Below are 25,026 nucleotides of genomic sequence, written 5' to 3'. Positions count from 1 at the left end.
ATTTGTGGTGGATAGGTTATGCCTGATTTTTTACAATCAGTACAAAATCATCTTCCAGAAGTTTATATCCGTAATCATAAATGAATTTGTATTCAGAGCCGTTTTTATAAACTTTCAGGTTGGTAAAATAATCGAAATCAAAACCTAAGCCATCCAGTCTGGATTTTGGGACTTTTGTTTTACCATCGGTATTTATTTCCATCAGGATACGGTAATTCTTACGGAGTTTGTTATTAACATTCCGCATCAGATTACTAGAATCCTTATTCTGCTTATTGTTATAGGCGTTCCGACAGGCATCGTTGCAGAATTTTTTATCTGATCTTCCGATGATTTTCTCGCCACATTCCAGACAATTCATGATTTTTATTTTAAGTGATGGTTGTGTCTTTTTTTTAGCAGTTTTTTGAACATACTGTGGGTAGGATAACTTCTGTTGGGTGTAATATTATTAAAAAATAAGGCTACAATCAAAAGAATAAGGCATCCGGAAAGAACAGGAGAGAGAACATACCAATATCCCAATTCCGGAATTTTCCCTGTAGAACTTACCGCAATCAGTGCTGTAGCTCCGCCTGGCGGATGCAACGTTTTTGTATACTGCATCAATACTATGGAAAATGCTACTGCCAAAGGTGCCGAAAGCCAGATGATATCCGGAACAAACTGATAAACAGTAACACCTACCAATGCTGACAGAACATGTCCGCCTATAAGGTTTCTGGGTTGTGCCAGAGGACTCTGTATGGCTCCATAAATAAGAACACTTGATGCTCCAAAAGAACCGATCAGAAAGATATTCTCTGTTTCTGTAAGTGAGTGAGACTGGATAAATGCAATAATTCCGATCCCAAAAAATGCGCCTAAAAATGACCAGAAATGTTCCTTGTAATCAACAAGCGTCTCTTTATAGATCACATATTTTGAAACCCTGAATGTTCTTTTGATGGTCTTCTTCATTTACTCTTCTTTATTTTTTTATAATTTGAATTAAATTGTCTACAAATGGGCGGGTGTACGTTCCGTTTTCATCGTAATCGGGATCTAAAATGGTAATCTCTATTCCAAAGCACAAAGGGTTTTCGAATAAAGGTTCCAGCATTTCCCTGAGATCATCATAGCTGATTCCGTCTTCCATTCTGCTGTCTACGGCGGGCATGATTTCATCTTTCAGAATATCTACATCAAAATGGATGAAAAATCCGTCCAATCCTTTATCATTCACCATTTTCAGAAAGTCTTCAGCAGTTTTTCTGAAACCATTCTGTCTCAGATAGTATAAATCAAAATAATGAATATTGGAATTGATAATCTGATCAACATATTCTTTATCATCAGTTTCAGCATTTCCACAGCAGAAGATATTTTCTTCTGGCAGATAAGGTTTTAAACCATCAATATCAGTCAGTTTTTGATGTCCGGTACCGGTAATGATGGCGAGATCCATTCCTGCCGCTCCTCCTGTTTCAGAAAGTTCTGGTGGGATGAAGTCTGTGTGCCCGTCAAGATAAAAAAGTCCGAAATTTCCCAGTTTTTTCAGAGCCATTACATTTCCTATGAGAATGCTGCAGTCGCCTCCAAGAATAATATTGAAGACATTCTTTTGGTAATTATGGAGAATACAGTCGGCCTGTTTTTTAGCATATTCAATAATCTGGTCTGCGTTCCTGACTTTTGATTCCTCATCAAAGTCCATAGAATATTCAGGAGCTTCCAGTCTGAAAACATTGGTAGGTTTAATTCTGCTATGAAAACCAAATTTTCTGAGCCATTCCGGAAGCTTTCGAACTCCGGGTTCTGTCTCATGTTCCTTTTTGGTAAGTCCCAAATTGAGAGGAAACTCAAAAATATTGATGCTCCTTTTCATAGATGAATTTTCACAAAGATAAGGAATTATCCGTTTGTAAATGGATAATTGAAAAAGCGCTGATCAGTATTACGATATATTTTATGAAAATAAAAGATGTATTTATTAGATAAATTTTTAGAATATTTCATTTCTTTTTTTTAATTATTTTCATTTTGAAAAATTCAATATTCATCAATGTTTTGAAGTAAATATTTATTCATAAAGCTATATTGTTATGTATAACTATCTTATTTTCACATAAATAAATTCAATTTTTATTTCACTGTATTGTGTTTTTTTGTAATTTTGATAACAACATTCAAAAAAACAAACCATGAAAAAATCCAATTTATTACTCAGTTTTCTGTGTTCCTCATTTATGTTTGGACAGGTTGGGATTAATACCACAACTCCACAAGGAGTTCTAGATGTTACATCAGCTAATTCAGCAGTTGTACTCTCCAGAAATGCCAATCCTCCAGCTAATGTAACAACACCCACTGCGGGAATGATCATCTACGATTCCACCAATAAAACCTTAAGGTATTATAACGGAACCCAGTGGAGTACAGTGATCTCTTCAGCAACATTAACAACAGCGAATGAAGGAGTTGTAAAGCTGAATAGTGGAGCAGGTGTGAAGCCTTTCTTTGCTTTCAAATCTTCAGGAGGAGTTCCTTTAATGACGTATCAGAACATTGTTTATCAGACACCAATGAACATTGTGACAGACTTTGCAGCACCACCTACTACCACATGGCCGGAAAATATTACCAGTCCGGTGCCAGGAGATATATACGATCCGGCAACGGGACGATTTTTAGAAAACCCTATTGCAGGACAGGTTCACATGTGGAGGGTTATTGTAAGTTATGCTAATAAAAATAACGGTTCGGTAGCCTTCGTGACGGTGAATCTTTCAAATCCAGTTCCCCCTTCAACATTCTCCATAGATCAGACCGCTGTAGCTCCTAACGGGGTAACCTCCGGAGATCTTGTTTTTTATCTTGTGAGTGTTGCCGATCCTTTATCTATTGGTAGCGGATATCTCATTAAAATAAAATCTGATACTACAATGGATGCTACTATTAATAGCATAACCAGGATTTCTCAAGCTAAAGATTAATCTCATTATTAAAGCTTATTTTCAAACTTGACAAATGTCAGACAAGAACAAACTCATCATGTTTGTTCTTGTTTTCATGCTCAGTAAATATAACTATTAATCAACCCAAAACTTACTATGGAGAAACAAGCCGTTAAACCTGAGTTTACTTTTAAAATGTATGAAATATTAGGCGGTTTATGGTTAACCGGATGTGTAAAAACAGCTGCTGAACTCAATATTGCAGATTTGCTGGCCTCTGGTCCGAAAACAATTTCCTTCCTTGCTGAAGAAACTCAATCACATGAAACGCAACTGTACCGGGTGATGAGAGCATTGAGTGGTGCCGGAATCTTTGAAGAATCAGAAAAGAGAACTTTTACTTTGAATGATTTTGGAGCTGCTTTGCAAACTGATGTGCCAGGAACGGCAAAAAACTTTGTATTAACCATTATGAATGAACACTTTCCCGGTTATGGAGATCTGACGTATGCAGTTCAGAAAGGGAAAATACCATTTGAACATATTCATGGGAAAGATCTTTGGGGGTTTTATAAAGAATTTCCTGAAATTGGGGAAAACTTTGGAAAAGGAATGACAGGAATGTCTGGTATGGAACTGAAAGGTATTATAGAAAACTATGATTTTAAACCTTATAAAAAAATTGTCGATATAGGAGGCGGCAATGGGGTAATGATTCATACCATTCTGCATAATGCTCCGGAAAGTTCAGGGATTATCTTTGATGAAGCCAACGTGATTGAAAAAACAGTTAACATGATTCCCGAAAATCTGAAAGGAAGATGTTCTGTCGCTACAGGAAGTTTTTTTAATGAAGTTCCGCAGGGAGCGGATTTATATACGATGAAGTGGATTATGCATGATTGGAGTGATGATGAATGTATACAAATTCTTAAAAACTGCTATAATGCAATGCCCAAAGGGGCAAAGCTATTAATCATAGATGCCGTTATCCCTGATGATTCTTTAAATAAACCACATATGGCCAAACTTCTGGATATTGTTATGCTGGCTTGTCTTACCGGAAAAGAAAGAACTTTGAGCGAGTTTAAAATGATCATTGAAAAAGCAGGATTAAAGTTTAATCAGCTTATTCATATTGGAACAGAAGCAAAAAGCATTGTCGAATGTGAAAAAATATAAATTTCAAATTTTAGTTGCATGATTAAGTAGGAGGCGCTCAATAATTTTGTTGAGTGCCTTTTTATTTATTCCATTCTCAAAATTTAAAATTTATTCTCTTATATAACTGTAATGAAAATTATGTTTTATAAATATTAGATAAAACTATATTTTTTAAATTTAAATGCATTTTATATAGTTAAAAAATTGTATTTCAGGAATTTAACATAATAAATTAATTCACTTTAGGTTTGATTTATTGTGTATTTTTGAGATACGTTCTTAAATTAATAACTAATCATTTAAAAAAAACAAATATGAAAAAAACATTATTAGTAGGTGCGTTATTTATTGCTGGTATAGCTAGTGCATTCCCTTTTAGAACATCTTGTGGTACTGTTGTAAATGTTACGCAGACAGAAGGATATACAATGGAGCAAATAACAAACTTTTTACAATTTGTTAATTATAATGAATGTGGTACTAGACCCAAAGGAATAACTCTTTATATTCATTAATTACTCTAATTCAAAATTTCAAGCAAGGCATTATTTATGCTTTGCTTGTACTATTTAAACTATGAAAATTTACTACAGTCTATTTTTCTTTTTCTTTACAATCATTATTAAATCTCAAGAAGGGTTTAATGTTGTATATGAAGCCGATTATAAATTAGTTTATAAAAATCAAACCAAAAATGCTATTATTCAGGATGCTGCGTTTGCTCTTTTGATGAACGACAAAGAATCTTACTATAAAAACATTAATCAATATGTTGGAGACTCATTGCGTTTAGAAAAAAAACTTCATGAAAACAGTCCGATTGACGAGCAAATGAAATATATTTCCGACTTTCCGGAAAATATAGGAGCAACAACAGGAAAGATTTATGTAACTTTTAAAACATCTAATGAATACTTTAAATATGAAGAAACAAATACGATCAATTGGCAACTTATAAATGAATTTAAAATAATTGGGAAGTATAAATGCCAAAAAGCTATAACAAAAAAATATGGTAGAACCTGGATTGCCTATTTTACCAAAGAAATACCTTTTCCTTTTGGTCCTTACAAGTTTAGTAAATTACCAGGGTTGATTTTGAAAGTGTTTGATGATAAGGATGATTATCATTTTACAATGTATAATTTTAGAAAAAGAAAATATTATTGTAGTTCTGCTAATTTGCATCCTAATGCTAAACCAGTGAAGAAAGAAAAAATATTTGACTATCAACGAAAAGAATTAACCGATCCCACTCTTTATAACAAATTCATTGAAGATTCTGAAGAGCGTCGTTCTCTCCTTAAAAAAGCAGAAAATAGAGCAAAAAATTACAATCCTATCGAATTAAGTATATATTAAAAAACATCTATTTAAAGATGTTTTTTTATTTATTCAGACATGTTGATCTGATAAATAGCTGTTAATCCCGAAGTCACAGGAGACAGATTGTTGTCCTGCAGATAATTTCCAGCTTTAAAATAAACCAATTCGGACTTCCAGCTGTCTCCAAAATGGAAAGTAGCCGTCTGCTGATTTACTTTCACCAGAACATCAGAATTGTTTTGCTGGATGCTGTAATCAAATATTTGACCCAAAGGAACATTTTTCTGAAGCGTAATTCTTTCTTCTTTATCATTCACTTCTTTTTTGAAACCTGCCTGAATCTCGCCATTATTCCACCAGATTTTTAATGCTTCAGTTCCTTTAGAGTGGCCATGTATCTGTCCGATGATAATTTTCCCCGTTCCCGGTTGCTGCAGGACAGCCATTTTTACATGTAAACTGTGCTGATTCTCAAAATGCCATTCTTTGATCTGGCGCAATTCTGTTCTCGGGTAATGCGAACCTTGGGTCGTTTTGCCATCGGAAGAACAAAAGAAACGTATGCTGTTATCCTGAGTTGAAAAATAAAAATTTTCAGAAGAAAAATCTGCAATATCACTTCCTTTGATAGTGGTAATAGAATTGTTCTTTTCTATAGGTAATTGAAGATTAAATTCTGTCAAATTAAACTTCGACTGAGGAACTGGTATGTAAGTTTGCTGTGCAGATAAAACTTGTGAGAATAGAGTAAATAATCCTGTTTTAAATAGAATTTTAAAATGAGATTTCATAACGTATCTATTACAGTTGTTTGATTACTACGAAATTATACTATTTATTCAATGAAATTTTATGATTGTTCAGTATTAATTTTTTTTTAATAATAAGCGGGAAAGCCTTATAAATAAAGATAAATAGTAATTTTTTTGAAATTTCTAAACTGAAGAGTATCCATTTACAAACGACTACAAATGGATTTAAATAGTTTATAACCGACTGTGCATAGGAATCATCGCAATCTTTGCAACAGAGATTTGAGAAAGCAGTGAACGTCTCTTATCTGAATTTATTAATCTTTAAAATATAAAAGTTATGTCACTAAGAAACAAAGTAACATTAATTGGTTACACAGGAAAAGAAGTTGAAATGGTAAACTTCGACAACGGAAACGTAAAAGCAAGTGTATCCTTAGCCACCAGTGATCACTACACGAATGCTAAAGGAGAAAAGGTAGAAGAAACACAATGGCACAATTTGATCGCCTTTGGAAAAACAGCAGAAATCTTTGAAAAGTATGTTACCAAAGGAAAAGAAATAGCTGTTGAAGGAAAGCTTACCTACAGATCTTATGATGATAAGGACGGGGTGAAGCGATATATTACGGAAATTCGTGTAGATGAAATCCTGTTGTTAGGAGGAAAATAATTTTAAAAACACAAATGATGAGAGTGAAAATTTTTAAAATCAGGCTGCCTGAAGAATTTCTCTATAAAGATCAGAAAATGCTGGATGATTTTCTGGAAGGCAATGAGATCATGAAAGTAGAAACAGCTTTTGTGAGTGAAGAAAAATATTGGTCTGTAATATTGTATTTTGAAGACTTAAAATTGACAAAAAATACAGTAAAAGAGCCTAAGGCAATTAAATATTCTGCAGAAAATGATCTTTTGAATACAGATGAAGAAAAGATTCTGGATGCTCTGAAACTCTGGAGATCAGAAAAAGCCAGAGAACAGAATCTTCCTACTTATTTCATCGCGAGTAATAAAGAACTGATATCTGTAGCCAAGTATAGACCTGCCAGGAAAGAGGAGTTGCTTGAAATCAAAGGGTTTGGAAAGCATAAGATTGAAAATTATGGCGAAGAAATCCTGGAGATTCTTGAAAGCGTATGATTTTTTGGAATAATTGATAATATTAAAGGAAAAGCTGAGGGAAGTCTTTCTTCAGCTTTTTATACTATGTAAAATTCCTTTCAATTCCTTACTTTTGCATTTATCAAAATGACATACAACAAATGAAGCCAAGTTTAGCAAAAGGGACGAGAGATTTTACGGCACAGGAAGTTTCCAGAAGAAAATATATCATCAATATTTTACAGAATAATTTTGAATTATTCGGTTTTCAGCCATTGGAAACTCCAAGTTTTGAAAATCTTTCTACGTTGACAGGAAAATACGGAGAAGAAGGTGACCGCTTGATTTTTAAGATTTTAAATTCAAGTATCAATGAAGCAAAAGAAGAGAAAAAGAATCAAATGCTTCATGACTTTCAGAAAGCATTAGACAAACCATTCAGTGCAGAAAGTCTTACAGATAAAGCCCTTCGTTATGACCTTACCGTACCTTTTGCAAGATTCGTGGCAATGAATCATGGTAAACTGACGTTTCCCTTCAAACGTTCTCAGATCCAGCCGGTTTGGAGAGCAGACAGGCCTCAGAAAGGAAGATTCAGAGAGTTTTATCAGTGTGATGCCGATGTAGTAGGAAGTGAGAGTTTACTACAGGAAGTGGAGCTGGTTCAGTTGTATCTGAAGTCTTTTGCTGATCTGAAAGTTCCTGTAACTATTCATATGAACAACAGAAAGATTCTTTCCGGATTGGCAGAATATGCAGGAATCACAGATAAACTGATTGATTTCACCGTAGCATTAGATAAACTGGATAAAATTGGAAAAGACGGAGTTGTAAAAGAATTATTAGAAAGAGAAATCTCTCAGGAATCTATTGATAAACTGGATTTCTTATTCAGCCAGTCAGACGATGCTCTGGAAAATCTTCTTCAGTTGAAAGAAAAATTTGCAGGAAATGAAATTGGTCTGAAAGGAGTAGAAGAACTTGAATTTGTTCTTACACAATCTCTGAACCTTGGTGTTGATATTCAAAACCTGGTCTTCAATATTACTTTGGCAAGAGGTCTGGATTACTATACCGGGGCGATCTTCGAAGTGAAAGCAGATGAGGTTGCTATGGGATCCATCGGAGGAGGAGGTAGATATGATAACCTGACTGAAGTTTTTGGAGTAAAAAACATTCCGGGAATTGGAATTTCATTCGGATTAGACAGAATTTATCTGGTAATGGAAGAATTGAACCTTTTCCCTGAAGAAGCATCTGCTAAAATAGAATATCTATTTGCTAATTTTGGAGGTGAAGGAATTACAGAAGCTTTAAAGCTGATCATGAAGCTAAGATCCAAAGGAATTTCAGCTGAATTATATCCTGAAAATGCAAAGATCAACAAGCAGTTTACCTACGCTGAAAAGAAAGGTATAAAAAATCTTGTTTTCCTGGGTGAAGAAGAAATTAAAAATAATACAGTTACTTTTAAAGATCTTGAAGCTGGAGAACAGAAAACTGTTTCTCTAGAAGAGTTTTTAGGAGAATAATAGTAAACACCTATAAAAAAGTAAAACAACCACAAAAGTAATTTTGTGGTTGTTTTGTTTGATGGGTGCTAAGATTTAAATACTTTTGATCTTTACAATCGGTTCAGAATTTGTAATTTGGAGTCGACGTTATAAGGCAGAGTAAAATGATGCTCTGTATTCATAAAAAACTTTTAAACATAAAAACCAGATGAATATTATTTGTGCATTGTGTGGAACACCGCTGACGGCTACTGATATGTCCGTAGGCAAAAATAAACTTGCTGATGGCGGTTATTTGTGTGCAGCATGTTTTACTAAAGCCATTACGATCAATAGAGACCTTATCAATAATCTTGACCAATTCTATTTTGCAGAAATTACAGGAATGATTCTGAAAAGTAAAATTGATGCCAGCCAGAATTCAGGAGGATCTCAGCCTGAGACTAACAATCACTACCAATATGATGCTCCCACCAGATTAGATGAAATAAAAGATCAGATTGTTGCCCTTAACGCAAGACTGAGCGTTTTGGCGAATGAAGAAGTGAATGAATTGGCTAACGTGTTGGACAGAGACGAAAGATTATTGGCTATCGCAGAAGGCATAGACCTTCAGAGTAACAGAGAAGGGATTATATTTTCAACCCAAAAAAGAATTGCTTTTATTGATAAAAAATTTCTGGGTGGTGTTGCAAAAAATGAATTTTTCATTCAGGATATTTCTTCTATTGATCATATTGAAAACCTTTTGTATTCAGTGTTGAAAATCAATACCTATAGAGGTTCTGCACAGTTTAAACTGCATAATAAAAATGATGGAAGAGCATTTTCCAATATTCAGAATAAGAAAATGACCTATACCGAAAATGAATTCAGACAAGATTCAAGTCCATTGCAGGCATTTACTCAAACAATTCCGGATCTGGTGCAGGAAGATGTATATTCTGCCGCTCAAGAAGATTCAAATACAATTTTTGAACAGCTGGAAAAATTGGGGAGATTAAAAGAAAATGGAATTTTGACAGAAGAAGAGTTTGCAGAACAAAAGAAAAAACTGCTTGATAAATTATAAAAGAAGAAGAAATGAGCAATAATTGTGCATTGTGTACTACAGAATTAACATCCATGGATACGCTTTTGGGAGCAAATAAGCTTTCAGACGGAAATATTTTATGTAATAAATGTTTAAATAAAGTAACTGATATCAATGAAGAGTTACTTTATAACCTTAACAAATTCAGCATTAATGATATCAATACCATGCTGAATGCAGAAAAAACTGAAGCAGTTCAGGCAGTCATGATAGCAGAGCAGAATCTTCCTGCAGCAGTAAATTATGGTTCTCATCAAATTTCAAAAGAGGTTTACAAACGAAGACATCAGAAAATAAAGAATGAACTGCAAATGCTGAATGCGAACCTTTCCATCTTTACCAAAGGAGAAATCAAGGAACTTCCTTATTTGATCTCTGAAGAAGAACAGATTATTGCGATTACAGATGCACAGTTTGTCAATACCTTAGCGGCTGGGATATTAGTAGCAACACCAACGAGATTAATTTCTGTATCAAAAGCCATATTTGGTGATGCAAAAATTAATGATTATCCTAATGAAACCATTAAGGCTGTAAGTTTTGTAACGGATCCCAGATCACCTATTATTAAGCTGCATCTTGATGAAAGAGTGGTAGAGTTTGAATGTTTCATGGATAAGGAGGATGCAGAAAAATTCTATGATAAGATAAAAGGTGCTTATAATAATCCTCAGGAACAGTCTTCAAAACAAATTGGCTCCACAAACAAAGTTGTTTCAGTTTCATCAGAAGAAGTTCTTAACCAGCTTGAGAAATTAGGAAAGCTGAGAGAGAACGGAATTTTAACCGATGCGGAATTTGCAGAACAAAAAAAGAAATTATTGGAACAATTAAAATAAAACTTTTAACACCCAATCATGAAGGATAAAGTATCTTCAAAAATAGTAGAAAGCTGGCTGAAAGGATGGTGCCTGTCAAGAGAAACATCTTTTCCTGTATCCTATAAATCTGGATTTCATGTGGTTGTAGGAGATGAAAAACAGAAAGAACGTTTCGTATTTCCTGAGCTTAATGATGATTTTTTCCAGCTTGCCAATTCAATTGATGAGCCCTGGATTTATCTGAAAGTATCCACTTCTCCTGATGAATTTATAGAGAAAATCCCTGAAAGATGGCAACTGCAGTCACAAGGATATATGATGACCTGTTTCCATCCGATGAAATTTCCGGAAACCAGCCTTGCAGAAGGATATCATCTTGAGTTTTCTGAATATAATACAACTTTTGTGATCAGAATTGTAGCCGAAAATGGTGAACAGGCTTCCATAGGCCGTGTCTCTCTTATAGATGATTGTGCTATTTATGACAGGATCATTACCAAAAAAAATCATCAAAGGAAAGGGCTTGCCCGTTTTTTATTGAAAGAATTGGAGAAGATCGCTTTGTCCAAAGGATGTCCCAATAATCTTTTAGTGGCTACGGATGAAGGAAAACTATTGTATGAAACCTTAGGCTGGAAGCTGTACAGTCTGCATACTTCTATTGTGATACCATCTGAAGATTAATATTTTCATTGAATTAAATTTTTATTGTTAATAAACAGTAACTTAGACCTATAAACTAATGCTATGAGTGAAAAATCAAGACTTGACGAAATAAGAGATGAGCTTAAAAATCTCGATATCAGTCCTACCATATTTGCCCGGAAAGAAATTCATGAATTGCCGGATATCTTATCATCAGACGAAAGAATTGTCTATCTCGTAGAAGGTAGAAACAATCTGAACAATCATCATATCATTTTAGTAGCCACTGACAGAAGATTGATTTTTGTAGATAAGGAATTCATGTATGGACTGAAAGTAGAAGACTTTTCTTACAGCAAAATAAGCTCCATCCAATATGAAACGGAATTCTTACTGGCCTCTATAGATATTCAGGTTACTGATGACGTTGTAGAGATTGATGGAGTAGGAAAGTACCATGCGGAGCTGTTTTGCGAAAAAGTAAGAGATTTCATGTCACGCCCGGAAACACATTTTCAGAGCAAAGCTGAACCTAGTGTTTTAGATCAGTTGGAGCAATTGGGAAGATTAAAAGAATCCGGAGTGTTAAGTGAAGAAGAATTTCTTGAGCAAAAGAAAAAGTTAATGGAAAAACTGCCATAAACATACAATATGTGGAAAGTTTTTAATAATAATTGGTATAACTCTGTATTAGTTTCGGCCCTTGTAGCTTTCTTCTGCTTTTTTGGACTTTCTCTATTTAATAGGTATACATTGTATATCTGCTGTTTTCTTCCTTTTATTTTTTTTCTGATAACTTTGGTTCTGGGTATCATCAGGATTGTAAAGAAAGATTATTTGAAAGGAATTTTGCAGATTGTTTCTACAGGAGCATTGGCAGCGGTTACTTTTAGTTACTTCACTTTTGCATTGATGTTTTATCCTTATGATTTTTTTGCGGAAGGATTAAAAGTTCCTGAAAATATTAAATTTGAAAAACCTATAAAGCTTAATGATGAAAAAGACAGGATAAATATTCATCAGCAGGATTTTATTCTTTACGACTATTTCCAGCCGGGGATGTATAAATATGATCTGTTCTTATATAAGATTGAAAAAGGGAAGGTATATCTGAAAATATTTGAAATTACTAAAAACCAGATTCTTTCTGAGGAAAGTATAAAAAAGAAAAGCCAGATTGAAGTTGAAAATAAAACAGATGAATTAAAAAGATTTGAATTAAAAGATGACTTTACAATCTATGAAGGCGATTGGGGACAGTTTTATGGAAGTAGAATAGAGGTTTGGTTTAAACCAGATGATATCAATAAACCTGAAAGAAAATTAATTACAAAAAACTATATTATTCAAGGCTGGATGAAATAGATGATTTAAAGAATTAAACAATGGAAAATTACTTAGAAATTAATAAAAAATCATGGAACGCTAAAGTAGAACCTCATCTGAAATCAGATTTCTACTTTGTAGATGAATTTTTAAAAGGAAGAACTTCTCTGAACTCAATAGAATTGGATCTTCTTGGAGATATAAAAGGGAAAACTATTCTGCATTTGCAGTGCCATTTTGGACAGGATTCTATCTCCATGTCAAGAATGGGAGCTAAAGTTACCGGAATAGACCTTTCTGACAAAGCCATTGATACAGCCAGAGAGCTTGCACAGAAATGTGGTACAGATACAGAATTTATCTGTTCAGATGTATATAATTTGCCGAACGTTCTGGATCAGAAATTTGATATTGTGTATACAAGTTACGGTACAATAGGATGGCTTCCCGATCTTAAAAAATGGGCTGGAATTATCAATCATTTCTTAAAACCGGAAGGGAAATTCATTATGGCAGAATTTCACCCTGTTGTCTGGATGTTTGATGATGATTTTACAAAAGTCGCTTACAACTATTTCAATGAGAAACCGATTGTAGAAACCTATGAAGGTACTTATGCAGATCAGTCTGCGCCTATTGAGGAGGAATATGTTATGTGGAATCACTCTTTATCAGAAGTTCTCGATAATTTGATAAAAAAAGATTTACAACTGAATACTTTCCGGGAGTTTGACTGGTCGCCCTATCCTTGTTTCAGACATGTAGAAGAATTTGAAACAGGAAAATGGAGAATTCCACAGTTCGGAAATAAAATACCTCTTGTGTATGCGCTTACAGCACAGAAAAAATAAAACCTTAAGGATTGCATTACAATAAAAAGTCACCGTAGTACTACTACGATGACTTTTTTCCTATATATGAATGTTAAAAAAACTGCTCTGTGTTGATTAGCTTAGGGAATCCTCTGCTTTTGTCTTTACTTCGTCTACTTTATTCTGAACCTGAGAAGCAACATCATTGGCTTTGCTTTTAAGATCATTTCCCCATTTGTTAAGATTGTCTTTTGCAGTATTGATTTTATCTTTTACAGCTTGTTGATCTTCAGGGCTTGAATTCTTATATTTCCAATAAGCTAATGCACCTAATCCTAGTAAAGCTAATAATCCTTTTGTCTTGTTTCCCATGATTTCTATTTTTTTATGTATTAATATTAAAATTTGTTGTTATGAATAATGTAAAATACGTGCCAAAAAAATAAGTTGACTTATAAAAAAATGTTAAATTTAAGAGAAGACTTCGACTTTTTCACCATCAAAACTGGCGAAAACCATAGTAGGATAGGAATCCTGATGATAGATGTTTCCCTGTTTATCAATTGCGATGGCTCCTGCAAATCCATCAATAGTTTTAAGTTCATCAAATGTCCTATTAAAAGCCTGCTCCAGAGTCATACCATCTGTAACTCTCGTTACAATTTTGGCAGCAGTAGCATTACTGACAATATCTTCACCTACACCGGTACAGCTTACTGCACAGAAAGCATTGGCATAATTTCCAGCCACAGTGGCAGAATCCGAAATTCTTCCAGGAATTTCAAAACCTTTTCCTCCAGTAGACGTGGCAACAGCCAGTTTTCCTTCCTGATCAATAGCTACACAGCCTACAGTTCCTTTACCTCCATTGGCAAGCTTAGCTTCGTATTCTTTTCTTCTCTGAGGAATTTCTGTAGAAAAATTCTCGAAACCATTTTCTGTAGCATAAATTTTAGCACCATTTCCTCCTAAAACCCTGTCGTCTTCATTGATAAGATCTTTAGCCACAAAAATAGGGTTCTGTACATTTTGAATATTAATTACCCCACTTAGTCTCTGGGTATCTCCATTCATAATGGCAGCACTCATACGGATAACACCATCACTCTGGATCTGAGAACCGATTCCTGCATTGTATAAAGGATCATCCTCCAGTAATGAAACGGCATAGGCAACGGTATCAAAAGCGGAATGAGTTGTAAGATAGTCGAATGCTTTTTGAGCAATTTCTTTTAAAGAATTCTGTTTAGCTGTTTTTACTTCGTGGCTTTGATCGTTTTCAGAGAAAAAACCGCCGTGGATAATGATTTTCATAGTAGATATAGGTTTCGTGTTCCGGAGTTCTGTTTTTATTGAAGCCAATAATACAACCGGGCATTAATGAAGAAAGATAAGCATTTTATTTAAATACTGAGTTGATACGAGTTCCGGGTTCCGTGATTTCGGGTTTATTACCCTTGAAAAAAAGATCGTGGTTAATTATATACCTCGAATCCCGAATCTCGAACCCCGTATTGATACGCGTTTCGAGTTCCGTGATTATTTTCTTTTACAAAACAATCTCGGTTATTTTTTATATATCTCGAATCTCAAAACCTCGCAACCCACCTATTTATCCTGTGGTATCGGATTAAACTGAGAGTTTTCAATTGTTAATGTCTTCGTGGTAAGATCATAATGATCATTCATAGACATCACATGTACCGTTAAATTATCAATAGAAATAGGTTCTCCAAGGTTGATATTCGTAAGGTTGGTATCTTTGATAAATCTTCCGTCAACTAAGATCACAAGGCCGGAACCTACAGCTGTCATGACATCGTTATGAATGAAAAGACCTGTATCTTCACCCAGACCGATTCCCAAAGTTCTCGGATTGTTGACTACTGCCTGGAAAAGACGTCCGATTCTTCCTCGCTGTACGAAATGCGTATCAATAATAACATTATCAATCAATCCCAACCCTTGGGTCGTTTTAATTTCTCCTTTTAATAGGGCTTCAGAACTGCTTCCCTGATAGATCATATTTTCAGAGGCTGCGGCAGCACCTGCAGAAGTTCCGGAATAAATAAAATCCTGTTCCTGGTATTTTAATAAAACCGTATCATGAAATCTTGTTCCACCAAGAATAGAAGTCAGTCTCAGCTGATCTCCTCCGGTGAACATCATGACATCAGCAGCGTTTGCTCTTGCCACCATGGCGTCAGAATTGGCTTCTTCACGGTTGTGGATGTCAAGAACATTTACATTTTTCGCTCCAAGAAATTCAAATGCTTTTTTATATTCAGAACCTACGATCTGAGGAATTTGAGAAGCGGTGGTAACGATTTCAATGACAGAATTCTCCTTCAATTTTGATTCGTTGATGATCTTTCTTAAGATCCCACGTTCAAAAAAATTAAGATTCTTTTCGATATTCTGATCATAATCGGTTTCAGCAAAACTTCCTTTGTTTACAGCGCCTCCGATAACTATTAATTTTCCAACAGGTTTCGTCATGGTACAAAATTAAAAAATAATTAACATTCTTTGGCGAAATTCGTGCCATCTTTAGTTGATTTTTAATGTTTTAGGAATGTTAATTAAAATTAATTTTTTTTTAACGAATCTTTAAATGTGGTATAGTTTCGTTTAGGGTTTTACATTATCTTTGGTTTTGAAAGGAGTTATTGTTAACTGTTAAAATGCCAATAGACTATGAAAATCGAAAAGATTCAGGCACTAAGAGGTCCTAACATCTGGAGCATCAGAAGAAAGAAGCTGATACAGATGAGGTTGGACTTAGAAGAAATGGAGAATTATCCTACCAATAAAATCGAAGGATTCCGGGAAAGGATTGAAAAATTAATCCCATCATTAATTACACACCGATGCTCGGAAGGAGTGGAAGGAGGCTTTTTCCATAGAGTGGAAACAGGAACCTGGATGGGGCATGTCATTGAGCATATCGCTTTGGAAATACAGACTCTGGCAGGAATGGATGTAGGGTTTGGAAGAACCCGTGAAACAAAAACTCCTGGAGTATATAATGTAGTATTCAATTATATCGAAGAAAATGCCGGAATTTATGCTGCAGAAGAATCTGTAAAGATTGCAGAAGCACTGGTTGAAAGCAAAGACTATGATTTGAATGCATGTATTCATAGATTAAAAGAAATTAGGGAGCGTGTTCGTCTAGGTCCTTCTACCGGAAGTATTGTAGAAGAAGCCGCATCCAGAAGAATCCCATGGATCAGATTGGGAACGAACTCATTGGTACAGCTGGGTTATGGAGTGAACCAACAAAGATTTCAAGCCACCATTACCGGGAAAACAAGTTCTATTGCTGTAGATATTGCCTGTAATAAAGAATTAACCAAAAGAATGCTTCATGATGCAGCTATTCCCGTACCGATTGGAGATTTGGTAGTTGATGAAGAAGACTTAAACGCAGTCATCAAAAAAATTGGATATCCTATTGTTTTAAAACCTTTGGATGGAAACCATGGAAAAGGTTCTTCCATTAATGTCAACGATTGGGATGCTGCTAAGATAGGTCTTGAACATGCTCAGAAATATTCAAGAAAAGTAATTGTTGAGAAATATATCACTGGCTACGACTTCCGTATACTGGTGATCAATAATAAAATGGTGGCTGCAGCCAGAAGAGTTCCTGCCCATGTGGTGGGTGATGGAGAACTGAACCTTCAACAGCTTATTGAAAAAGAAAACAAAGATCCGAGAAGAGGCTATGGCCATGAAAATGTCCTTACTGAAATTGAAGTTGATAAAGACACTTTAGAACTACTTGATAAACTTCAGTATACTTTGGAAACTATTCCTCAAAGGGGAGAAGTGGTTTATCTAAAATCAACGGCTAATCTTTCAACCGGAGGAACTTCCATTGATGTAACAGATATGGTGCATCCAGAAAATATCACAATGGCTGAAAGAATTTCTAAAATTATTGGCTTGGATGTCTGCGGTATTGACGTGATGGCAGAAAACCTTACCCAGCCTTTAAAAGAAAGTGGCGGAGCTATTATTGAAGTGAATGCAGCACCAGGATTCAGAATGCATCTTGCACCAAGTGAAGGACTGCCAAGAAACGTTGCTGCGCCAGTGGTTGATATGCTCTATCCTCAGGGAAAACCTTTTACCATCCCAATCATTGCGGTAACAGGAACCAATGGGAAAACAACGACCACGAGACTTATTTCTCATATTGTAAAAAGTAATGGGTATAGAGTAGGATTTACCACTTCGGATGGAATTTACATTCAAAATACCATGCTGTCAAAAGGAGATACAACCGGGCCGCTTTCTGCAGAATTTATCTTAAAAGATCCTACCGTAGAATTTGCAGTTCTGGAAACAGCAAGAGGTGGAATTTTACGTTCCGGACTTGGCTTTTCACAATGCGACATCGGAGTTCTGACCAATATTGAAGAAGATCATCTGGGAATGAATGATATTCACAGTTTGAAAGATCTTACCAAAGTAAAACGTGTGGTACTGGATAGCGTGAAAAAGAGTGGCTGGAGTGTTTTGAATGCCGACAACGAATATTCCATGAAGATTGTGAGTGATCTCGATTCTAATGTGGCTATTTTCAGTATGGATGAAAACAACCCTCATATTGTAAAATTTGCCAAAGAAGGAAAAATCACCTGCGTGTATGAAGAAGGTTTTGTAACCATCAAAAAAGGAGACTGGAAAATCAGAATAGGAAAAGCCAAAGACTTCCCGATCACGATGGAAGGAAAGGCCAGATTTATGATTGAAAACGTATTGGCAGCCAGTTTGGCGAGTTACCTTTATGGATTCGGAATTGAGGATATTTCGAACTCTTTGAGAACCTTTATTCCAAGTGCTCAGTTGACACCTGGAAGACTGAACGTTTTTAAATTCAAAAACTTTAAGGTGCTGATTGACTTTGCCCATAATCCTTCAGGATACGAAGCGATTGAAGATTATCTGAAAAATGTAGAATCCACCAAGAAAATCGGTATTATTTCCGGTGTCGGAGACCGAAGAGATAATGATATCAGAGAATGCGGAAAAATTGCCGGAAGAATGTTCGATTATATTATCATCCGAAATGAGAAACATCTTCGCGGAAGAACGGAAGAGGAAATCAACGGATTGATTATTGATGGAATCAACGCTGCAGGCAGAGACGTTAGCTATGAGATCATTCCTAAAGAGATTGAAGCTTTAAAGCATGCAATAGGAATGGCAGAAGAAGGAACATTTATCACGGCTTTAAGTGATGTTATTTCCAATGCTATTGATCTGGTTCAGGAATACCAGGCCAAGGAATTGTTGGAAGATGATAAAAACGTGTAAATACATCTTTATAGAACTTATTAACATTGCAATACGGAACAAAAACGTATTGCAATTTTTTTATCTATTATACTGTAGCAAATTGAATTTTGTTTGATTAAAAGCAGATGATATATCTGCGATGACTATTGTACAAACAATTAAAAGTTAATCCTTACGGTTTCCCGTAGAGTATACCTACAGTCTCTCCGTATATTTACAGTGTTTGTATAAACTAAAAGTACAAGTCAAGTTTTTTTAATGTCCTCCTTTTTTGGGAGGATTTTTTATTTGGTGCATTCAATAGTTATTTTTAAACCTTCTTTGTTTACGGAAACCCGTAACAATTAATTTTTTATGTTAAATCTCTAATTGGAGAATAGTTTTTATATTTGATTTCTAAACTAAAATCAAAACCATGAAAAATTTAAAGAAAATCTCTAAGGAGAAATTAAGAAGTATCAACGGAAAAGGAGGATGTCCTCCAGGCTGGCATGATTGTCCAGTGCCATGGAATGATAAGGTATGCATTCCGCATGACAATGAAATGGCATGTCCCGATTTATAAAATGATCCCTCGCTATGAGGGATTTTTTGTTCTTATATTTCAAATTTTCAACATTTCCGCCCAGAGTTTATAGACTTCTTTCTGCCTGTCAATTTAAAATAGGGTGTTTTTCCCTCACTATTTTGGGAGTTGCAGGTTTAATTTTGCTCAACCATAAATAAAATGAAATCCATGAGAACAATCAATTACATCGTTATACATTGTACAGCAACACAACCAGATGTTAAAATAGAGAGCATTAAAAGGTATTGGAGGGAAAACCTGAAATGGAAAAATCCAGGGTATCACTATATGATAAAAGCTGATGGAAAAACAGTAAACACTTTGCCCATCGATCAGGTATCCAATGGAGTTGCAGGATGGAATTCTCAAATTATCAATATATCATACATTGGAGGTATTGATAAAAGCGGTATTCCAAAAGATACAAGAACGGAAGAGCAAAAAAAATCTATGGTAAAGCTGTTAAGAGAATTAAAATCAACATTTCCTAAAGCTAAAATTCAAGGACATAGAGATTTTCCCAATGTCCATAAAGCTTGTCCTAGTTTTGATGCTAAGAAAGAGTATGCTGGTTTATCATAAAGTGAAGTACTATAAGACTGTTTTAGATAGCATTAAAGAAAGTCCAATATACAAATAATTAAAAATCAGACCTTACGGTTTCCCGTACAGCATGTCTACAGTCTATCCGTATATTTACAATGTTTGTGAAAACACAGCATACATGTCAATTTTTTATCCTCCTTTGTAGGGGGATTTTTTTATGATTGGAGAGGTCTTTAGGAGTAAAAAATAAAACCTCCGAAATTTCGGAGGTTTGTTTCTATAAGTTTTCCCAGGTTTTCTTTATACTCTGCATTTTTTTTAAATAAAAATACAAAGGGATAAGTTCTAATCGGAGTGTAAAGCTGATTGTTGGGTACACAAACGGAATAATGGCCATCATCACAAGACAAATAGCAATGCCTATGATGGCATCTATTATTGCTGCCTGTGGAGCCCAATCCTGTTCAAACCAAAGTCCGTAGGCCACAATACCTTTAAATAAAAACAAGACACAGATCAAAAGTCCGGTCATTGAATAAGGATGATTGGCATCTATCCCATATAAAGATAAAGAGACATGAGTCATCAGAGAGCCTGCCATCAAAAAAATAGCAGCTAGTGCACCTGCAATTAAAAAGATCCACAAGAAAACTTTAATTCAGGTGGGTAATAAATTTCTTCTTCGTGTTAAAGTGTGGTTTTCAAATTCTGCAAAAGCGGTTGGCTTTTCTTCCATGGAATATTAGTTTTATCAGTTTTTTATCCGAAAAAAGCATTCGAACTACCGATCCAGATGGCATCTTTTTTATTGAAATCTACATTGACCATCGCGGCTTTTGTCATTCTTCCAAGATTTTCCAATAGGATAGGACGTTCGTCATTTTCCCGCCAAATATACAACAAACGGATCTCTGCTTTTGAAAAATCTCCGTTGATATCTTCAAAAATGGGTTCATAGTACACTTTTCGCTGCAAAATATAGTTTTCTTTATCCTGAATAGCCTCTGTAATTTCTCTGGTAGGGCTTAAATTAACGCCACTTCCCGCGAATGAAAATAAAGGTTTCAATACAAAGTCATCCAGGTTTTCATTTTCCGGGAATTCATGCAGGAAATAGCTCTTTGGAACAAACTGATGCTTCAGTAAAGGCAAAAGGAACTTTGATATTTTAAAGAACCAATTCGGGTGAGTAATCCATTTGACATCCACTTCCTCACGGAAATCAAATTCTGTAGTAAGATCAGGAATATTATCCAGTTCGTCAAATATCACACGGTTGTAGATTCTTTTGATTTCAGTTAGCTTACCATTATTTTCATAATAGAGCTTTCGTCCTTCTTTCTTTACTTTCGTCAGGCATACGGTTTTGATGCCTATTAATTTTTCTGTCAGAGCAAAATCAATAGCTGTTTTTTGTTTTTCCGGAAAAATTTCGAGTAAGACTACATTTTCAGGATTTTCATCTCCTACAATCAGTTCTTTTAAATAGTTTTTAAAAGTTTCATGCGGCATAGGATTTCTGATCTCTGAAAGAAAAGGGTAGACTTCACAATATGTTTCCTCATATACTTTCTGGAAAGCATACAAAGAAGGAAATGCCTGAAGTTCGATCAGCTGAGGTTCTATTGCTCCGTTTTCACTTTTACATACTCCAAAATCTATGGTGAAAAAATGGGGCTGAGCCGTGTCATTGGGAACTCTACAGTTTTCAGGAATGGCTTTTTGAAGAAGCTCTTCCGGCATTGCCTTAATCTGGCTGATAATACTCTCACTGGCATCTATAAGCTTATTCTCAAATTCTTTGGTCAAAAAAATAGGACTTTCTGAAACTCTGAACGTAGGTTCTGTTCCTCCTTTTTCTGCCAGGATACTTTTGAGTTGACTGTATTTTTCCTCCGAAAACTCCTGATTGTACTGTTTTCTGTATTTTGGAATCATATTTTTTTTCTTTTGTGATGGTAAAAAATCGGACGTTTCTGCCCGATTGTTATAGGTAGCTGGAAGCTGGGAGATAGGTGAGGGAAGTTCTTAAACATAAAAATATTTATACTATCAGTTCATGAATAAAAGGATATTTAGTAATCCCAACTCATAATAACTTCCGGCATCCTTCTTCCAGCCTCCAACCTTTTAAGCCAAAGTCTCAGCTTTTTTCAAAATGTTTTTTTTTGCAAACTGAAGGAATCTCGGAAGAATCTGATGTCTGGTCAGAATGATTTTATCTTCATCATCTATTCTATCGATTGTTTCAAGATATTTTTCCATTCCGAAGCTTTCAATCATGGCTTCTTTGTTCTTTTCATCCTTCAGGTTTTCGATCAGAGATTCAGGATTGGCCTCCGGGTGAAACTGTGTTCCAAATATTTCCTCCGAAAAACGAACGGCCATTACCGCTCTTTCAAGATTGATATGAGGTCGGAATTTTTCAATCGCCATAACAGTCATTCCCAGTTCTTCGAAACGAGCATGATCCGGTTCAATAAACTGGTAGGCTCTGGAATCTACCGCATAAAAAGGATCCTGAAGATTTTTGAACAAGAATTCTTCTTTACCTTCCTCAGTTTTATGAACAGGCATTACTCCGAAAGAATATGATTTTCTTTTGCAGATATTTCCCAGATTCCAGTGAATACTTGCCAGCTGGAATGAATGACAGATCAGGAAAAGGTACTTTTTATCTTCATGACCTTTGTTATACTCAAAAACAGAGTCTAAAAAATTTGCAAATCGGTCTTCCCATGCAAAACCTTCACGATGTGGGTTTCCCGGACCACCGGAAGAAATGAAAATATCAAAATCTCCGATCTCCGGCATTTCATCTTTAAACCTCACGTCAAATGTCTTGATCACCACATTTTCTTCAGAGTTCTGCTGAAATGTTTCAGAAATTTCTTTAATGTTTCTAAAACCCTGGTTCACATGATTGTTGTTCATGTCCAGCAGAGCAATTCGAATATCTTTCATTACATCATATTTTTTGCAAAGTTACCAAAATATTATGAAGCAGGTTCACCATGGGTTATGCCATACTCGGTTTCAGAGATCATATAATCAACCACTTTCGTAAGATCACCAGTTTCCTTAAAGATCTGAAGCTGTCGGTCTGCACCGGTTCCGTTTTCAAGAATTTTCCAGGCATATTCCACTTCATGACGGCATCCCAGATCATCTACCACATCATCAATAAACTCTAAAAGCTCTTTCAATAAATGAGGATAAGGAACGGATTCCTCTTTCCCAAAATCGATCAGATGGGCTTCGATACCACTTTTGGAGGCACGCCATTTATTTTCGTTCAGCAATAGCCTTCTATAGCTTCTGAAGCTCAGGTTTTGCTGGTGAAGTTTATAAATTTTAGCTACAAGGCTCTGCATAATTGCTGCAAGACATACGGTTTCATCAATTCTCAACGGCATATCACAGATTCTGAATTCGATTGTAGGGTAGAAGGGGTGAACCCGCAGATCCCACCAGATTTTCTTGGCATTGTCGATGGTTCCTGTTTTTACAAGAAGATCTACATAGCTGTCAAATTCCGCCAGAGAGTTAAAGTAACTTGGAATACCGGTTCTTGGGAATTTTACGAAGATTTCCTGTCTGTACGATTTAAAACCTGTATACCTTCCAATCCAGAAAGGCGAATTGGTAGAAAGAGCATACACGTGAGGAAGGAAATACCTCATCACATTCTGAATTCTTACGCCTTCTTCACGGTTGGGAATTCCAATATGAACATGCAGTCCGAAAATAAGATTTTCACGGGCCACATCTCCCATATCATCCACAATTTTGATATATCTTTCTCCCTGAGTGATATTATTGTCAGACCAGTGTGAAAAAGGGTGAGTGCCACCTCCGGAAACACGAAGCCCCTGTTCATGTGCGATATTGATGAGATGACGCCTTAAATTTGTTAATTCTGCTCTGGCTTCCTGAATATTCTGGCAGATTCCCGTTTCCATTTCAATCATGGATTCGTGCATTTCATGCTTTAAGTTTTCACTTAAAACTGCTTTGCCGCCTTCAATGATTTTTGAAACGTGAGAAACCAGATCTCTGCTTTCTACATCGATGATCTGATATTCTTCTTCAATTCCAATAGTAAACTGATGATGCATGTATTTTTGTGTTTTTTAATTCTTTTTCAATATTATTTAATGGAATCCTTCACAAACGTTCCCCAGGCAATATTCGGTTTCCCCGGAACGTATTCTTTAGCTTTTTCAATAGCCAGTTTGGCAGCGTGTTCTATAATCCATGCAAAGTTTTCTTCTCCTACAGAATTTCGGTCTGCATCAGGAGCTGGATTACAGAAGTCAATAGCATAAGGAATACCGTCTCTTACTGCAAATTCTACGGTGTTGAAATCATATCCTAACGCTTTATTCATTTTAATGGTATAGTCATGAATGGTTTTCAATAATTTTTCAAGCTCTTCACCTTGTGTCTGATGCGTGGTAGCATATCTTAAATGAGGCGCATTTCTCGGCTCATAAGGCATAATGTGGACATATTTTTGACCCAGACAGTACACTCTGTAATAATCGTCAAAGATAATTTCTTCCTGTACCATCATCACCAGCTGTTCCGTTTCTCCCAGTTTGTTCCAAAGATCATCCGGATTTTCTACTCTGTACACGTTTTTCCAGCCGCCACCGTCGTGAGGTTTCATGTATGCCGGAAACCCTACATAATTGAAGATATATTCCCAGTCATGAGGGAATTTCAGGTTTCTGAATGAAGTTTCTGAAGTATTGTCCGGTCTTTCGTGCGATGGAAGCAGAACTGTTTTAGGAAGAGGAATCCCAAGTTTTGACATCAGGGCATTGTTGAAAAACTTCTCATCAGCACTCCACCAGAACGGATTATTGATAACATAAGTGCCGTTAAGTGCAGCATTTTTTAAATAAGCTCTGTAAAAGGGAACGTCCTGCGAAATTCTGTCGATGATTACTGCATAAGCATAATCTGCACCCTGTTCTAATTTATCAATAGTAACGGGTTCAGCAATGATATCGCCACCTCCCAGTTCATTTACTTTGTCTATAAATGCCCAGGGAAATGTATCTTCCATACCGAAAAGAATTCCTACTTTTTTTGTCATAATTT

General features: G+C 35.5%; 28 protein-coding genes. 16 read left to right on the top strand and 12 right to left on the bottom strand.

The features are described from left to right. Positions 1-16: 16 nt before the first annotated feature. From ACMA47_RS14310 to ACMA47_RS14300, 3 genes are read right to left on the bottom strand one after another with little or no spacing between them, the layout of a single operon-like run. On the bottom strand, positions 17-361 hold the full coding sequence (locus ACMA47_RS14310) for a hypothetical protein (RefSeq protein ID WP_034695532.1): 345 nt from the start codon (positions 359-361) through the stop codon (positions 17-19). Between the two features lie 5 nt (positions 362-366). Continuing rightward, positions 367-960, bottom strand: coding sequence for an HPP family protein (locus ACMA47_RS14305; protein ID WP_413930300.1), 594 nt, complete (start codon positions 958-960; stop codon positions 367-369). 10 nt (positions 961-970) lie between these two features. After that, positions 971-1,867, bottom strand: a complete 897-nt coding sequence (locus tag ACMA47_RS14300; RefSeq protein WP_413930299.1) for an arginase family protein — start codon at positions 1,865-1,867, stop codon at positions 971-973. A gap of 316 nt (positions 1,868-2,183) precedes the next feature. On the opposite strand from ACMA47_RS14300, the gene ACMA47_RS14295 reads away from it, so the two are divergent. The 4 genes from ACMA47_RS14295 (at position 2,184) to ACMA47_RS14280 (ending at position 5,462) form a co-directional block, all read left to right on the top strand. Then, positions 2,184-2,975 carry a hypothetical protein gene (locus tag ACMA47_RS14295; RefSeq protein ID WP_413930298.1) on the top strand — a complete coding sequence of 264 codons (792 nt, stop codon included), beginning with the start codon at positions 2,184-2,186 and terminating at the stop codon, positions 2,973-2,975. A gap of 117 nt (positions 2,976-3,092) precedes the next feature. Continuing rightward, entirely contained in the window at positions 3,093-4,118 is a 1,026-nt protein-coding gene (locus tag ACMA47_RS14290) for a methyltransferase (RefSeq protein WP_413930297.1), read from the top strand. A gap of 296 nt (positions 4,119-4,414) precedes the next feature. Further along, positions 4,415-4,615, top strand: a complete 201-nt coding sequence (locus tag ACMA47_RS14285; protein ID WP_413930296.1) for a hypothetical protein — start codon at positions 4,415-4,417, stop codon at positions 4,613-4,615. A 61-nt stretch (positions 4,616-4,676) separates the two neighbouring features. Further along, positions 4,677-5,462, top strand: coding sequence for a GLPGLI family protein (locus ACMA47_RS14280; protein WP_413930295.1), 786 nt, complete (start codon positions 4,677-4,679; stop codon positions 5,460-5,462). Between the two features lie 29 nt (positions 5,463-5,491). On the opposite strand, the gene ACMA47_RS14275 is transcribed toward ACMA47_RS14280, so the two are convergent. Beyond that, a complete protein-coding gene (locus tag ACMA47_RS14275) occupies positions 5,492-6,217 on the bottom strand; it encodes a polysaccharide lyase family 7 protein (protein WP_413930294.1) in 726 nt (241 codons plus the stop codon). Between the two features lie 301 nt (positions 6,218-6,518). On the opposite strand from ACMA47_RS14275, the gene ACMA47_RS14270 reads away from it, so the two are divergent. The 9 genes from ACMA47_RS14270 to ACMA47_RS14230 all read left to right on the top strand — a co-directional run bounded on the left by ACMA47_RS14270 (position 6,519) and on the right by ACMA47_RS14230 (position 13,532). Beyond that, the gene (locus ACMA47_RS14270; RefSeq protein WP_062675086.1) at positions 6,519-6,851 is read left to right on the top strand and encodes a single-stranded DNA-binding protein; all 333 of its coding nucleotides are present in this window, start codon (positions 6,519-6,521) and stop codon (positions 6,849-6,851) included. Between the two features lie 17 nt (positions 6,852-6,868). Next, a complete protein-coding gene (locus ACMA47_RS14265) occupies positions 6,869-7,321 on the top strand; it encodes an HRDC domain-containing protein (protein WP_034695517.1) in 453 nt (150 codons plus the stop codon). A 122-nt stretch (positions 7,322-7,443) separates the two neighbouring features. Then, positions 7,444-8,814, top strand: coding sequence for a histidine--tRNA ligase (gene hisS, locus ACMA47_RS14260; protein ID WP_413930293.1), 1,371 nt, complete (start codon positions 7,444-7,446; stop codon positions 8,812-8,814). A gap of 190 nt (positions 8,815-9,004) precedes the next feature. Then, a complete protein-coding gene (locus ACMA47_RS14255) occupies positions 9,005-9,868 on the top strand; it encodes an SHOCT domain-containing protein (protein ID WP_413930292.1) in 864 nt (287 codons plus the stop codon). 11 nt (positions 9,869-9,879) lie between these two features. Next, positions 9,880-10,728, top strand: coding sequence for a PH domain-containing protein (locus tag ACMA47_RS14250; RefSeq protein WP_413930291.1), 849 nt, complete (start codon positions 9,880-9,882; stop codon positions 10,726-10,728). A gap of 18 nt (positions 10,729-10,746) precedes the next feature. Beyond that, positions 10,747-11,394 (top strand): GNAT family N-acetyltransferase, encoded by a 648-nt coding sequence (locus tag ACMA47_RS14245; RefSeq protein WP_413930290.1) that lies wholly within the window; start codon positions 10,747-10,749, stop codon positions 11,392-11,394. A 63-nt stretch (positions 11,395-11,457) separates the two neighbouring features. Next, on the top strand, positions 11,458-11,997 hold the full coding sequence (locus ACMA47_RS14240) for a PH domain-containing protein (RefSeq protein WP_413930289.1): 540 nt from the start codon (positions 11,458-11,460) through the stop codon (positions 11,995-11,997). A 195-nt stretch (positions 11,998-12,192) separates the two neighbouring features. Continuing rightward, positions 12,193-12,720 carry a hypothetical protein gene (locus tag ACMA47_RS14235; RefSeq protein WP_413930288.1) on the top strand — a complete coding sequence of 176 codons (528 nt, stop codon included), beginning with the start codon at positions 12,193-12,195 and terminating at the stop codon, positions 12,718-12,720. Between the two features lie 20 nt (positions 12,721-12,740). Beyond that, positions 12,741-13,532 carry a class I SAM-dependent methyltransferase gene (locus ACMA47_RS14230; RefSeq protein ID WP_413930287.1) on the top strand — a complete coding sequence of 264 codons (792 nt, stop codon included), beginning with the start codon at positions 12,741-12,743 and terminating at the stop codon, positions 13,530-13,532. 96 nt (positions 13,533-13,628) lie between these two features. Here the strand turns inward: ACMA47_RS14230 and ACMA47_RS14225 are convergent, their stop codons facing one another. From ACMA47_RS14225 to ACMA47_RS14215, 3 genes are all read right to left on the bottom strand, one after another. Further along, positions 13,629-13,865: a YtxH domain-containing protein gene (locus ACMA47_RS14225; protein ID WP_034695510.1), complete on the bottom strand. Its 237-nt coding sequence runs from the start codon at positions 13,863-13,865 to the stop codon at positions 13,629-13,631. A 99-nt stretch (positions 13,866-13,964) separates the two neighbouring features. Continuing rightward, a complete protein-coding gene (locus ACMA47_RS14220) occupies positions 13,965-14,807 on the bottom strand; it encodes an isoaspartyl peptidase/L-asparaginase (protein ID WP_413930286.1) in 843 nt (280 codons plus the stop codon). A 294-nt stretch (positions 14,808-15,101) separates the two neighbouring features. Continuing rightward, the gene (locus tag ACMA47_RS14215) at positions 15,102-15,992 is read right to left on the bottom strand and encodes a cyanophycinase (RefSeq protein ID WP_034695508.1); all 891 of its coding nucleotides are present in this window, start codon (positions 15,990-15,992) and stop codon (positions 15,102-15,104) included. Positions 15,993-16,190: 198 nt separating this feature from the next. Here ACMA47_RS14215 and cphA point away from each other — a divergent pair, with 198 nt between their 5' ends. From cphA to ACMA47_RS14200, 3 genes are all read left to right on the top strand, one after another. Further along, complete coding sequence (cphA, locus tag ACMA47_RS14210) at positions 16,191-18,821, top strand: cyanophycin synthetase (RefSeq protein WP_413930285.1); 2,631 nt, start codon at positions 16,191-16,193, stop codon at positions 18,819-18,821. A 397-nt stretch (positions 18,822-19,218) separates the two neighbouring features. Then, positions 19,219-19,368, top strand: coding sequence for a bacteriocin-like protein (locus ACMA47_RS14205; protein WP_156106441.1), 150 nt, complete (start codon positions 19,219-19,221; stop codon positions 19,366-19,368). Positions 19,369-19,539: 171 nt separating this feature from the next. Continuing rightward, positions 19,540-19,953 (top strand): N-acetylmuramoyl-L-alanine amidase, encoded by a 414-nt coding sequence (locus tag ACMA47_RS14200; RefSeq protein WP_413930284.1) that lies wholly within the window; start codon positions 19,540-19,542, stop codon positions 19,951-19,953. 241 nt (positions 19,954-20,194) lie between these two features. On the opposite strand, the gene ACMA47_RS14195 is transcribed toward ACMA47_RS14200, so the two are convergent. The 5 genes from ACMA47_RS14195 to ACMA47_RS14175 all read right to left on the bottom strand — a co-directional run bounded on the left by ACMA47_RS14195 (position 20,195) and on the right by ACMA47_RS14175 (position 25,021). Further along, positions 20,195-20,563: a hypothetical protein gene (locus ACMA47_RS14195; RefSeq protein WP_413930283.1), complete on the bottom strand. Its 369-nt coding sequence runs from the start codon at positions 20,561-20,563 to the stop codon at positions 20,195-20,197. A 113-nt stretch (positions 20,564-20,676) separates the two neighbouring features. Beyond that, the gene (locus ACMA47_RS14190) at positions 20,677-21,855 is read right to left on the bottom strand and encodes a hypothetical protein (protein ID WP_413930282.1); all 1,179 of its coding nucleotides are present in this window, start codon (positions 21,853-21,855) and stop codon (positions 20,677-20,679) included. Positions 21,856-22,047: 192 nt separating this feature from the next. Next, positions 22,048-22,881, bottom strand: coding sequence for a type 1 glutamine amidotransferase (locus ACMA47_RS14185; protein WP_413930281.1), 834 nt, complete (start codon positions 22,879-22,881; stop codon positions 22,048-22,050). Positions 22,882-22,913: 32 nt separating this feature from the next. Then, positions 22,914-24,035 carry a carboxylate-amine ligase gene (locus tag ACMA47_RS14180; RefSeq protein ID WP_034695493.1) on the bottom strand — a complete coding sequence of 374 codons (1,122 nt, stop codon included), beginning with the start codon at positions 24,033-24,035 and terminating at the stop codon, positions 22,914-22,916. A gap of 32 nt (positions 24,036-24,067) precedes the next feature. Then, on the bottom strand, positions 24,068-25,021 hold the full coding sequence (locus ACMA47_RS14175) for an ATP-grasp domain-containing protein (RefSeq protein ID WP_413930280.1): 954 nt from the start codon (positions 25,019-25,021) through the stop codon (positions 24,068-24,070). Positions 25,022-25,026: the final 5 nt, after the last annotated feature.

Source organism: Chryseobacterium sp. T20 (assembly GCF_047345655.1).
Taxonomy (GTDB): domain Bacteria; phylum Bacteroidota; class Bacteroidia; order Flavobacteriales; family Weeksellaceae; genus Chryseobacterium.
This window is presented reverse-complemented; position numbering and strand designations above follow the sequence as displayed.